Source organism: Paenibacillus polysaccharolyticus (assembly GCF_023714295.1).
Lineage (GTDB): Bacteria > Bacillota > Bacilli > Paenibacillales > Paenibacillaceae > Paenibacillus > Paenibacillus polysaccharolyticus_A.
Window position 1 is genome coordinate 600913 of the sequence record NZ_JAMAUN010000001.1, and the last position, 13141, is coordinate 614053.

Below are 13141 nucleotides of genomic sequence, written 5' to 3' on the forward strand. Positions count from 1 at the left end.
TCGTTAATTTCAATGACTACAATAAATTCGAAAATTTTGCTTCAGAAGTATAATAGGGATTTCCAAAGTGGATCACCTTTTCAGGGATGAAGATCCGCGAGATGGCGGTATGGACATCGTTGGTTCTTTTTGCGTGCGCCGGATGACCAGCCAGACAATAACAAGCTCAGCAAGCAAACCAAGGGATTGGGCGGCTGCACCGATCATGCCGTTCCACGCCGGGAAAATGCTTACAAGAATAAGCAATACTATAATTGTGCAAATCGCATTGGCGCTCTGTGAACGAAACATCGTTTTGGTCTGACCGCGAAGCAGAATGAGACCATTGCTGAAGTCCAGAAAAGGAGAGATCAGCGGAAATAACACAAAGGCGCGAAGTGTCCAGAGACTTTGCTCCAGCAGCTGGCCTTGAACGCTCATAATATTTTCGAGTACCCATGGACCTAAAGGCGTATACGCAATGGAGACAGTCATCGCGAACGGTATAAAACCGGTAACGAGCGCAAATTTCTTAACGAGTTTGGCATCGATCAGATAGAAGTTGAGCACGATCTGATGAATATAAGTAAAAAAGCTTAACATGAGCTGCATCAGACTGCTGGCAACAGCAAAAGAAGAGATGGCCAACGCGATTCCGGTTGTTTTACCGAGCACAATGTTAATGACAGGACCTATAAACAGGGCTACAAAACTGGATAAAAGCAGTGGTTTGTAAAAGCGATACACATCTCCCTTGCTCTCAACGAGATGATCCTTAAGCTTGGCAGGCATTTTTCGCATAATGTTTCTGCCTTCCAAGTAGCTAACCAGAGCTTCAATCATCATGCCCACAGCAAAGATGATAGCGCCTACACGACCACTGTTAATGGAGTCTGTATAGATGAAGTAGAGGGATAACCCATACATACCTGCTAACCTGAATACCATTCCGATCGTGAGCCATTTGGTTCGGTTGTTCGTGATGATAATGCCTTGATAAATATTCCGGATGACAGAAAAAATACTAACGTACATTAGGATCTCGTAAACGTCGATCACTTTGCTCAGCAGATCCGGGCTGACGCCGAACAAATATTTGAACACACCGGTACCAACGGGTGAGTACACAATAAGAAATCCGATGAGTAGCACGCAGGCCAGAAATATTTTGGTCACGAACGTAAGAGCCTGAAAAGAGAGGCGGTCACGTACCAGCGCTGAACAAGTTTGGCGCAGTAAGGTGGAGGGACGTTCCGTGAGGGTCAGCAAACTTCCCGCAATGGCATAACTTGCAATCACAGTCTCCGGATGAGCAGAGCGTGCAAGCGTGCTGTTGATAATGACGTGCGATATGGTAACTAGAGAGGCGGAGATGCCAAGTGGCACAAAAAAAGAAAATAACCGTCTCCACGAAAGTGGTTCACCTGACGACATGTCAACGACTCCTTTGATGGATAGAAATATGCATAGTATATCATAAAGCTTTGGACGGGGATGCGATTTTTTACGCGGTTTATGCGGTAGATCATTTGTACAATTAAGGGGATCATATTATAATAGGAATGGTTAAAATCGCTCTAATACGTATTCAACCAAAGTGGAGGCACATTTATTTTGAGCCAATCAAATCGAAAACGACATCAGTACCCGCGAGGACCGCTGGCATTGATGAGAGGGGTGTACAAATACACCATTCCGGAAACGCGTAAGGCATTGGATGGATGGCGTGCTCAGGCAGAGACAATTCCCAATGAGGAATTACGTACTCAAGCACTTGCCAGCCTAAGGGATAAGCAATTTCACTGTGAAGGTGGAACGGTCTATGCATTAGCGGATATGTCCAATAGACATATTCTTATTCCGCTAATCGTTTCGTATCAAACCATAAGTGATTATTTGGACAATCTGTGTGACCGCAGCACCTCGATGGACCCGGCTGATTTTCGCTTGCTCCATCAATCTATGCTTGATGCGGTAGATCCCGAGGCAACACCTGTCAATTATTATGCGCTCCGTGAGGATCAGGATGACGGTGGGTACCTTCGGAATCTGGTGACGACATGTCAGGAGCTCACTCGTCAGCTACCAGGATATGTGTCAGCCAAGCCCCAAATACAGGATCTGGCAGGCCTATACACGGACCTGCAGGTATATAAGCACATCAAACCGGAACTGAGAGAAACGGCTTTGCTCGAATGGTGGTCGGAGCATCGCCACCGCACACCTCAGTTTCGCTGGAACGAATTTGCCGCTGCTACGGGCTCTACTCTGGGTGTATTTATGCTGTTTCTCGCTGCAAGTGACGATCAGCTGACCGAAGAGCAGGCGGTATCGATCCACACTGCCTATTTCCCGCACGTATGCGCATTGCACATCATGCTCGATTATTTGATCGACCAGGATGAGGATCGTGCCGGAGGGGATCTCAACTTCTGCAATTATTATGAGAATGTAGAGATGATGCTGGATCGAATTGCTTTTATTGTGGAGATGGCTCGCAGTGATGTGCAGAAGATTCCGGGAACTTCTTTTCACCGGATGATTATTGAAGGACTGATAGCCATTTACCTGTCTGATCCCAAAGTCAGCGAACAGCATGAAGTTCGCGTCGTGTCCAAACGCTTGATGAAGAACAGTCCAATGACACGTGTGTTTTTCTTCATTTTCAGTCGGTGGATACGGAAGCATATGTAAGTCAGGTGTATTGTTGCGGAGCCTGAAGTGAAACTAGAGGAGGAAGAAACATCATGACAGCAGTAAAGAAAATCGCAGTGCTAACGAGCGGTGGCGATTCACAGGGGATGAACGCGGCTGTTCGTGCGGTTGTTCGCAGCGGACTATTTCACGGATTGGAAGTGTTCGGTATTCAGCGCGGATACCAAGGACTTTTGAACAATGACATTTTCCCGATGGATCTGCGCAGTGTTGGGGATATTATCCAGCGCGGGGGAACTGTTCTGCAATCTGCACGTTGTAAAGAGTTTTATACCGCTGAAGGCCAGCAAAAAGGAGCAGACATTTTGCGTGCACGCGGAATTGACGGTCTCATTGTTATTGGCGGAGACGGTTCATATCATGGTGCAAACAAACTGAGCAAGCTTGGCATTAATACGATGGGTTTGCCAGGTACCATTGACAATGACATCTCATTCACCGATTATACCATCGGATTTGATACATCCGTTAGCGTCGTGGTTGATGCGGTTAACAAATTGCGTGACACGATGTCTTCCCATGAACGTTCTTCGATCGTTGAGGTTATGGGCCGCCACTGTGGAGACATTGCGTTGCATGCCGGACTTGCTTCAGGAGCGGAGACGATCCTGGTGCCGGAAGTGCCCTTTGACATGGACGAAGTGGCTGAGCGTATGAAAGCTAACTTTGCACATGGCAAGCGTCACAGTATCATCATCGTAGCTGAAGGGGTAGGCAAGGGAGAAGACGTTGCCAAAGAATTGATGGAACGCTGCCCGACGTACGAGCCGCGTGTTACCGTTCTCGGACACATTCAACGTGGTGGTACGCCAACACCGTTTGACCGTAACCTTGCAAGTCGTCTTGGTGATTTCGCAGTGCGTAGCTTGATTGCAGGCGAGACGGATAAAGGCTGCGGACTTGTCAAAGGTGAGCTCGTTCTGACCGATATTGATAAAGTGGTAAACACTAAAAAAGCATTTGATATGGAAACGTATGAGCTTGCACAACGCTTGTCTCAATAATTCCTTATAACAAAAAAAAGAGCACTATCCGTACGATTCGGAGCTGTGCTCTTTTTTCTGTTTTTATGCTCTCCTTCTTTACACGAAGAAAAGCATGCGACGGGATAGCGGTTTACTTATACGCGAAGGGAAGCTTGCTTCTGTACCTTGAACAGTCTCCACAACAGCGCAGTGGCTCCCACTGCAAGCCCGGCAATGAGACCAATCCAATATCCAAATGCGCCAAGTGAAGTATAAGTTGCTGTGAGATAACCAACGGGCAGGCCGATAATCCAATACGCGACAAAGGTAATGATTAACGCAGGATTGACATCTTTGTATCCTCGCAATGCCCCTTGTGTGGGTGTAGCAATGGCATCTGAAATTTGGAAGAAAATCGCATAGATCAGAAAATGCTGCGTTAGTGTAATTACTTCCTGTTCATTGGAGTAAATTCTCGCAATCGGCTCTCCGAACACCAGCAAAATAATCGCTGTAATCAATGAAAGGGCAATAGCTCCCCCGATCCCGAGCAGACTATATTGTTTGGCGCCTTTCAACCGGCCAGCACCATTCTCAAAGCCGACCAGAATAGTGAGTGCCATACAGATGCTCACAGGTAACATATAGAGCGTGGAAGCAAAGTTCAGTGCTGCCTGATGGGCGGCTATCGTGACCGTATCGAATCGGCTCATCAGCAAGGTAACTGCAGCGAAGATAGACGTTTCAAAAAAAGTTGCAAACCCAATGGGAACCCCGATGACGAGGAGTTCCTTCCATTTGCTGAGCGAGATCCGTGACCATTGACGGAAAATAGCATACTGAGCGAATGGCTCCATACGATGCGCGAAAAACAGGCTGATCAGAAAAATAAGCCAATATGTACATGCTGTGGCCACACCTGCACCAACACCGCCTAATTGAGGGAAACCCCATCGCCCAAAAATGAGCAGATAGTTTAGCAAAATATTAACGGGCAGCGAAACGAGTGTGATGAGCATGGTAACCCGTGTCTGTCCAAGTGCATCCATAAAACTGCGCAGCACCGTATATCCGAACAGGGGCATAATGCCAAAAGCAAGCGCACACAGAAAATAAAATGCTACATTTGCAACATGCGGCTCCAAAGGCATCCCGTTTAATATGGGACTTAGAAGCAACGCGCCTGCCCCTAACACAATAAGGCCTACGGCAATGCCCAGGTAAAGAGCCTGAATGACGCTCCGCCCAATCTGATCATGCTGCCTAGAGCCGAGCAGGTGAGAAACAACAGGGGTTATTCCCATTAATATCCCGCTAAGTCCGGTCTGGACGGGCATCCATAAGCTTGTACCTATAGCAACGCCTGCGAGGTCAGCTGGTGAAAATTTGCCGGACATATTCGTATCGAAGAACGACATGGCCGAAAGCGCAATCTGAGTCGTAAAAATGGGCAAAAATATGATCAGGAACTGTTTGATTTTCTGTGGAAAACTCGATGTGTTCATATTCACTGAAGAGGCCTCACGATCTATATCGTTATCATGCTGATGTCACATCAGACAGCTATTAATTGTAGAGGATTTTTACGGATTTGAATAGTGCAAACGGGAGAAAGAAAGGGGCATGAAGCGGGAGCATAGTACCTTAACAAATATTCAAGATGTTAAAATACAAAAAAACCTCGCTCCCGCTATAAACGGGACGAGGCTCGAGATTATGGAGTTCATGACCAAATCTGCGGTCAGATGAGTTCGAACGAATAAAATTCAATAAGTGCAAATGAAGTTATTTGTATTGCACGCCAGGCGTGTAGCGGTTAGATGCATTCCATAGCAGATATTCATCCACTCTCATTTCTTTCATCGCCTTAATCTGATCTTCAACCTGTTTCTTGCCGTATTTGATATAATGTCCGCTACCCAGCCAGCTTGCCGTAAAGTCTTGAATCCATGGACGAATGACCGGTTTGAGTTCTTTGGTAGGGTCTAGCTTCTTATGTGTATCCTTCATGGAACCTTTAATTGTGGTATAAGGGTCTTTGTCAGGGTCTTTGACACCGTACCAGCCAGTAGAATAATGACTGGGATAGACCATAGGCGAGATGACGTCCACGTTTTCCGAAATTTTCACAAAATCCTGACCAATGCCTTCGGCTGCTGGGACAGAGGCTGCATACCCAAAAATATCTACCGAAACTCGTACACCAAGTGGGGCGAGCTCTTTGCGTGCATATTGCACAAATTCGGCGACAACGTCAACGCGTGATTGATCGGTTTGTGCATACTTCAATTTATCTGCACGTGTTTCAAATCCCTCGGGAAAGCGCACGTAGTCAAACTGGATTTCCTTGAAACCGAGCTTCGCCGCTTCTTTGGCAATTTCAATATTATATTCCCATACCTCTTTGCTGTAAGGATTCACGAAGCTGTCTCCTTTCCCGTTGGCCCATACAGAGCCGTCTTGATTACGGAAGGAAAGCTCGGGGTTCTTTTTGGCAAGAATGGTATCTTTGAATACAACGATACGCGCAATGGGATAAACCTGATGTTTTTCTAATCGTTTCATCAAGGCGTCGATATCCCGAATGAACGACTTTGCTTCACCCATTTTGTTCACTGCTTTGTTTTTCGTGGGGTAGGTAATGTATCCGAGATCATCCTTGATATCAATAACCATAGCATTCAGTTCGGTTTGATCTGTCAGTTCTAGCAATTGTGCCATTCTTGCACCACCAGCGCTGTACGCTGTGACATATATGCCTTTAACAACAGGAGCATCAGGTTGCGGGTCGACTTTGGCAGGGGGATTGTCAGCATCAATGACGACTTGTTCTTTTTGCGACTGAATAATGGCTGTGTTAAAACTACTACTTAACAAGGGTAGTTGACTATTGTTGCTAAGACCCAGATCCGGAGCTACCGATGTTCCGCCGAAACTTCCCAAGGCCATTGCGAACAAGGTCCAAAGTATGTTCATCCTTTTCCACTCCCTTTATGTACATTCCATACTTGAATTATACAGCAAAGCCTCCGAGCTTTTAACCATAATAATCCTTTTATGAAACATGTGGAAAAAATGAAAACCGCTCCCTGACTGAGGAATACCTCGTCAAGAAGCGGCGTAAACGCTCTGAAAAAATTATTGAATATACACATCATTCTGATGCTCACAAATACTGTACTGAATGATTTCCATTGCATCTCCCTGTTCCAGGATGCCCAGACCATCCCGGAGAACAATCAGTGAGTCGAGTTCATTCGGTTTTAAGAAAGGGAGCATTTCCGGGCACCATTTGTTGACAATTTCAAACAGTTTTACCGTTTCCGTATCCACAATAATCACCCTTTCCTACTCGAATTCCAAAATGGTAAGTCATTCGGCGCGAATCGGGAAAGCATATGGCTTTGTGAAAAGTAAAGGTCGGAACCTGCTTACAACATATTTAAGAGCGGTGCACCATTATTATACCACAAACTTGTGAATTGTTAACGGGCAGATAACTAACTGCGGCGGAATGAGCCCATAACGCCTACCGTTTCCACGATGTTAACAAATGCTTTTGGATCGGTTTCTTTGATAATGCGTTTGATCTCAACCAGTTCGTAACGGGTGGTCACAGTCATTAACATATCCTTTTCAATGTCCGTATATGCCCCTTGCGTTTTAATTTTTGTAACACCACGTGGACGGGTCAACAGTTTTTTTAGCATCGCTTCGGTTTCATTGGTGATGATGTAGAGCGTAACCTTAACGTGACTGATATGGATGAGATCCAGTACTTTACCTGTAACATAGATCGATACCATGGAGGCCAGAGCGATATTCCAGTTGTTGTTCAGGTAACCCGCTAACAAAATGATTGCTCCGTTCATCCCCGCCATGACAGTACCGATCGGGAAATCACGATTTCTGGTGAAAATGGAGCCGACAATATCGAGACCTCCAGTAGAGCCACCGACCCTAAAGGAGACACCGGTACCGATGCCGACCAGAACTCCGCCGAACACACAGCTTAGAAGTGGATCAGTCGCTACAGCAGAAACCGGCAGCAGTCCAATAAACCAGGAAGTGGCCGCTACCGATACAATACTCAATATAATGAAACGTCGTCCAAGAATAAACCAACCTGCAATGAGCAGAGGGATGTTAAGAACAAAATACATTATACTAAGATTCAAATTGGTAAAATAACCTAAAAGCATGGAAATACCGGATACTCCACCGCTCAGAAGCTGATGGGGTACCAAAAACCAGTTAAAGCCGCAAGCAATTGCTGCAGCACCCAAAATGATCACCAAAGAGTGCCAAATTATTTTGGGCAATTTAATCACCTCATTTTTATTTAAAACCAGATTGCTGGTAATCTTGAATAGTTTTATGATATAATGATTTGTGGATATTCTTGAGTAGGAAACTTTTCCCAAATCGAAAGCTAAAATTTGAAATGTTTCAAACACGTGATTGTAGTTTTAGTCTTATGTTGGGGACCCATTCATGGAATTATGTTCGTTCGTGAAAATAATTCGTCCCGTTGGGATACCCTATAAATATTAACGCTACTTAAGAATACAGACAACAAAGTGGATTGTCCACCATGTCCACCATATAAAAGGAGTATGAATAATTTTGACAAATTTAAATTTCTCAGATTTCAATCTTGAACCACTGGTGTTGCAAGCCATCACTGAGCTCGGGTTTGAAGAAGCAACACCGATTCAATCCAAATCGATTCCAATTGCGCTTGAAGGTAGAGATTTGATCGGTCAAGCTCAAACAGGTACGGGTAAAACCGCAGCATTCGGTATTCCGTTGATCAGCAAAATCTCCAAAACGGATGATAAAATCCGCGCCCTCATTATGGCACCTACACGTGAACTTGCGATTCAAGTCGCTGAAGAGATCGAAAAACTTACTCGCTTCAAAGGTCTGCGCTCCCTGCCAATCTACGGCGGACAAGATATCGTACGCCAGATTCGTGCATTGAAAAGAAAACCACAGATTATCATCGGTACGCCAGGACGTCTCCTTGACCACATCAACCGCAAAACAATCAAACTTGATGATGTACAAACTGTTGTATTGGACGAAGCAGATGAAATGCTCGACATGGGTTTCATGGAGGATATTCAATCCATCCTGAAACAAGTTCCAGACGACCGTCAAACGATGCTGTTCTCTGCAACAATGCCTCCTAACATTCAAAAATTGGCTCAACAATTCTTGACTAATCCAGAACACGTTTCTGTTATTCCTAAACAAGTCAGCGCTCCGTTGATTGATCAGGCTTATATCGAAGTACCAGAGCGTCAAAAATTCGAAGCGCTTAGCCGTTTGCTGGATATGGAATCTCCAGAACTGGCAATCGTGTTCGGACGTACCAAGCGTCGTGTCGACGAATTGGCTGAAGCTTTGCAAAAACGCGGATATTCCGCTGATGGTTTGCATGGCGACTTGTCTCAAAACCAACGTGATACGGTAATGCGTAAGTTCCGTGATGGCAGCATCGATGTACTCGTTGCAACAGACGTAGCAGCTCGCGGTCTCGACGTATCTGGCGTAACTCATGTTGTGAACTTTGACCTTCCGCAAGATCCGGAAAGTTATGTTCACCGTATTGGCCGTACAGGTCGTGCGGGTAAAGAGGGTGCGGCATGGTCTTTCGTAACTCCGCGTGAGATTGATCACTTGCACTTCATCGAGCGTGTAACGCGTCACCGTATTCCGCGTAAACCGCTGCCTACGATGGCAGAAGCGGTTGAAGGAAAACAACGTGTAACGGCTGAACGTCTCCTGGAGATTGTACAATCCGGTGAGCTGAACGAATACAAAGGTATTGCCATTCAAATGCTGGAGCAATATGATTCCGTGCAATTGTTGTCCGCAGCTTTGAAACTCCTGACAGGCGACAAAAAAGATGCTCAGGTTGATCTGACTCCTGAAGATCCGATCCGTGCTAAACGTCGTAGACCAGATGTTCGTTCTGGCGGACGCAAGCCATCAGGTTACAGCGGTAACCGTAGCGGTGGTGGCTATAACCGTGATCGCAACAGCAGTGGCGGTGGACGTGGCGGTTATAATCGTGACCGCAACAGCAGTGGTGGAAGTGGAAGCAGAGAAGGCGGCTACAACCGTGATCGCAAACCGCGTCCAAGCAACAATGAAGGACGTCGTCCGGCTAGAGACAACTCTTTTGAATAAGTAAAACATTTAATGAGGATGGGGCAGGAAGCTGCTCCATCTTTTTTGCTTTGTAAAAGTTCGTAAACTTTCCATTTATTAGAACGCTCAAGGTTGTCGGCAATCATCTTCTTTCGGGAAGTGCTGGCTTTTCCTATATATAATAAGGTATATTAATATTAGAATTTAGGTTAGACGCAAGGTGTGGAGGAGGAGAAATGTTTGGAATTTAAAGGAGCTATGGGCGGGCTTTACCGGCTGACAGAATGGATCACAAGACTGGCCGCAAGCAATCTCTTGTGGGCGATCTGTTCGTCACCGTTCTTGTTTTTCATGATTATGAAACTGCTCGTCATGCAGCAGAATCTCGCGAACGAATCATTACAAATGAACTGGGCTATTGCCATTGTGGCACCGCTTACACTGTTTCCGGCGACCTCGGCTTTGTTCACGGTTGTTCGTAAATGGAATATGGGAGATACGGATGTGCCGATCTTTCGTACATTCTTTACAGGTTACAAGGAAAACTACAAACAAAGTTTAATTGGGGGCATTTTTTACACACTACTGTTCGCGATCATGTATCTGGACTATACGGTCTATATGACGCAGTTCCGTAATATGCAACTGGTTGGCATAATTATGCTCGTGTTGTTGCTGCTATTGTTTGTATCCCTGTTTAATTTCTTTTCTATGGTTGTACATTACCATATGTCGATCGGCCTTATTATCAAAAATGCAGTCCTGTTAACGCTGATTCGACCTTTCCGTGTGTTCTCCACATTACTGGGAAGCGGGTTGTTGTTCTATTTCGGATTACGTTATCCGGTGCTGTTTATCTTTTTCATTATGAGCATCGTGGCTTGGTTTGCGTTCTTTAACTTCTACGCTACCTATAACAAAATGCAGGAGCAGATGCAAAAGATTCAATTGCAGAAAGAAGAAGAAGAGGCTGCTGCACTGGCTGAGAAATCAGCTGAAGAGAACGAACCACAAACTTCTGAACATTCTGATAATAAAGATTTAACACAGCAAAAATAAAACATGTCTGTATGGCATTTACTTTTTACACAGTTAGGGATATAATAATGGTACATCCTGCGATGTACGTTTCGGTTATTCGTTGTTTTGAACCAATGATGATGTCTTCGGGAGATTAATACAAAGTGTTGCTGAAAAGCCCTGTCTATACGACATGGGGACTTCAAACGCATTTTTGCAGTCACCCACCTGCCAAGCAGGTTCATAAGACAATGTAGCCGGACGGCATAGGCGGGTTTCTAATTTTACCATGTACAGCACCCTGACTTTTCCTTCTTACAAGGAAGCCGGGGTGTTTTTACGTTGGTTCAATGATTGATCCGATAGATTAATCGGTTCGGTTATTGCTTATCTGTGTATTTTTGATGTTAAATATAATGCTTTCCCTTTTGTTACTACTTGAACAATGTTACACTAGAATACATAATGGAACGGTTACACTCAAAGGAGGAAGGGTCTTGACCTTAAAGAGAACGCTCGTCGGTATCATCCGAAGTATGGAGGGGACCAGCGATCGAGCCAAGGATCCCAAACTAAAAACACGCTATTACAATTTATCCAAAGAAAAAGCCTGGGAAGAAGTATCTTCGACACTTAAAAAAATCCCGGGTTATAAAGTGCTGCATGAAGTGCACTCGGTAGGCGAGATTATACTGGAGAAACGCACGACGTTTGGTCGTACGATGGATATTACAGTTTCCATTATTTCCGTAAGTCCTGTACGAAGTGCGGTGGATATGTATTCTGCTTCCCGTGGTTCGCTGGGGGATCTAGGTTCCAACTATCGTACGATTATGCACTTGTTCTCCGTACTTGATAAGAAGCTCAGTAAGTATAAGGTGAATGAGTGAAATAAATGATGAAATAAAAAAGCGAGAGAAGGATGACCTTCCTCGCTTTTATTCTGCAATACGAAACTTGTTTTACAGCAAAGCTTTAACTGCAGCAATGGCTTGCTCGAAGTTAGGGGAGTCTGTCATTTCAGGCAGGTACTCCACATATGTAATTTTGTCTTCGGCATCTAGGACAAAAATTGAGCGCATATCCAGTTGGAATTCTTTGATCAGAACGCCATAGTTTACGCCGAAAGAGCGTGTTTTGTAGTCAGAGAGTGTCACTACGCGGTCAACACCTGCTGCACCACACCAACGTTCCTGTGCGAATGGAAGGTCTACGCTGATGGTCAGAACAACAACGTTCTCACCAAGATCAGCAGCTTCAACATTGAAGCGGCGAGTCTGAGCATCACATACGCCAGTGTCCAGGGAAGGAACAACGCTGATTAATTTAATCTTGCCTGCGAAGTCTTTCAGAGATGCATCTTCAATCAAGTTTTTGCTCACTGTGAAGTCAGGTGCTTGATCGCCCACTTTCAATTCAGGTCCGATCAATGTGATAGGGTTGCCTTTAAATGTGGCTGCGCCTTTACGTTCTTGTGTCATAAATAATGTTCCTCCTTATAAATTGGTGATCCGTGCCAAAATCCATTATAATCTTTTATGAAAGACGTTGTCCAATCCGGGCATGTATTATTGTGATGGATTCAAGAAATAGGTCTGATTTTAACAGGGTGGAGTGAAAGTGAAAATCTATGATATTTATCCGTTATGAAAATTGGAAAGATTATTTGAAGTTCTTCCCTTTGACGTCGTTTTTTTTAATTGCGAATGTTGTTATGTTTATCGTATTAACGCTTAATGGCGGGGCAAGAAGTGTTCCGGCGTTGTTTCATTTTGGAGCATTGATTAATGACGGCGCGTATGTGAACGAGTGGTGGCGTTATGTAACAGCGATGTTCCTTCATGGGGGTTTTGACCATCTGTTGTTCAACAGTTTTGCGCTCATTGTATTTGCTCCTCCTTTAGAGCGATTGCTTGGGTCTGCGAGATATGGCGTATTGTATCTAGCGGGAGGTGTAGTGGGGAACATTCTGGCCATTGCATGGTACAAATCGATTGGTGAGCTTACCATTTTGTTAGGGGCGTCTGGCGCGATCTATGCCGTCTATGGTGCGTTTCTCTACATAGCGCTGTTCCAACGGAACATAATGGATGAGACTTCTCGCAAAACGTTGTATACGTTGTTGCTGTTCGGTATCATTTTTTCCGTTGCGGTTGCAAACGTCAGCTGGATGGCGCATTTGGGTGGTTTACTCGGTGGATTCTTTATTTATGGTTTGATTATTCGTTTATGGAAACCTCGGATTTTCAGGAAATAGGTAGAACGTTCTCGAGATGGAATGTGCGGTGAACGATATAGTAGGG

General features: G+C 44.9%; 12 protein-coding genes and 1 other RNA gene. 7 read left to right on the plus strand and 6 right to left on the minus strand.

All coding sequences use genetic code 11. From position 1 onward, the window contains the following. Nucleotides 1-72: 72 nt before the first annotated feature. Nucleotides 73-1413, minus strand: a complete 1341-nt coding sequence (locus tag M3629_RS02820; protein WP_251502801.1) for a multi antimicrobial extrusion protein MatE — start codon at nt 1411-1413, stop codon at nt 73-75. Nucleotides 1414-1593: 180 nt separating this feature from the next. On the opposite strand from M3629_RS02820, the gene M3629_RS02825 reads away from it, so the two are divergent. Further along, on the plus strand, nt 1594-2673 hold the full coding sequence (locus tag M3629_RS02825; protein WP_251502802.1) for a tetraprenyl-beta-curcumene synthase family protein: 1080 nt from the start codon (nt 1594-1596) through the stop codon (nt 2671-2673). Between the two features lie 53 nt (nt 2674-2726). Then, entirely contained in the window at nt 2727-3698 is a 972-nt protein-coding gene (gene pfkA / locus M3629_RS02830; RefSeq protein WP_123064288.1) for a 6-phosphofructokinase, read from the plus strand. A 116-nt stretch (nt 3699-3814) separates the two neighbouring features. On the opposite strand, the gene M3629_RS02835 is transcribed toward pfkA, so the two are convergent. The 4 genes from M3629_RS02835 to M3629_RS02850 all read right to left on the minus strand — a co-directional run bounded on the left by M3629_RS02835 (nt 3815) and on the right by M3629_RS02850 (nt 7981). Then, on the minus strand, nt 3815-5164 hold the full coding sequence (locus tag M3629_RS02835; protein ID WP_251504491.1) for an MATE family efflux transporter: 1350 nt from the start codon (nt 5162-5164) through the stop codon (nt 3815-3817). A gap of 280 nt (nt 5165-5444) precedes the next feature. Continuing rightward, a complete protein-coding gene (locus M3629_RS02840) occupies nt 5445-6635 on the minus strand; it encodes a putative glycoside hydrolase (RefSeq protein WP_251502803.1) in 1191 nt (396 codons plus the stop codon). Between the two features lie 162 nt (nt 6636-6797). Then, nucleotides 6798-6992, minus strand: a complete 195-nt coding sequence (locus tag M3629_RS02845) for a hypothetical protein (RefSeq protein ID WP_090924726.1) — start codon at nt 6990-6992, stop codon at nt 6798-6800. A gap of 167 nt (nt 6993-7159) precedes the next feature. Continuing rightward, nucleotides 7160-7981: a YitT family protein gene (locus tag M3629_RS02850; protein ID WP_145329385.1), complete on the minus strand. Its 822-nt coding sequence runs from the start codon at nt 7979-7981 to the stop codon at nt 7160-7162. Between the two features lie 304 nt (nt 7982-8285). Between M3629_RS02850 and M3629_RS02855 the strand changes: the two genes are divergently transcribed. The 4 genes from M3629_RS02855 (at nt 8286) to M3629_RS02870 (ending at nt 11728) form a co-directional block, all read left to right on the plus strand. Then, complete coding sequence (locus tag M3629_RS02855; RefSeq protein WP_251502804.1) at nt 8286-9857, plus strand: DEAD/DEAH box helicase; 1572 nt, start codon at nt 8286-8288, stop codon at nt 9855-9857. Nucleotides 9858-10058: 201 nt separating this feature from the next. Beyond that, nucleotides 10059-10877 carry a YesL family protein gene (locus tag M3629_RS02860; protein ID WP_251502805.1) on the plus strand — a complete coding sequence of 273 codons (819 nt, stop codon included), beginning with the start codon at nt 10059-10061 and terminating at the stop codon, nt 10875-10877. Between the two features lie 51 nt (nt 10878-10928). Beyond that, nucleotides 10929-11119: non-coding RNA, 6S RNA (gene ssrS / locus M3629_RS02865), on the plus strand. A gap of 216 nt (nt 11120-11335) precedes the next feature. Beyond that, nucleotides 11336-11728, plus strand: coding sequence for a DUF1499 domain-containing protein (locus M3629_RS02870; protein WP_123064293.1), 393 nt, complete (start codon nt 11336-11338; stop codon nt 11726-11728). Nucleotides 11729-11800: 72 nt separating this feature from the next. On the opposite strand, the gene tpx is transcribed toward M3629_RS02870, so the two are convergent. Then, nucleotides 11801-12319, minus strand: a complete 519-nt coding sequence (gene tpx / locus M3629_RS02875) for a thiol peroxidase (RefSeq protein WP_251502806.1) — start codon at nt 12317-12319, stop codon at nt 11801-11803. 149 nt (nt 12320-12468) lie between these two features. On the opposite strand from tpx, the gene M3629_RS02880 reads away from it, so the two are divergent. Beyond that, a complete protein-coding gene (locus M3629_RS02880) occupies nt 12469-13095 on the plus strand; it encodes a rhomboid family intramembrane serine protease (RefSeq protein WP_251502807.1) in 627 nt (208 codons plus the stop codon). Nucleotides 13096-13141 lie beyond the last annotated feature (46 nt).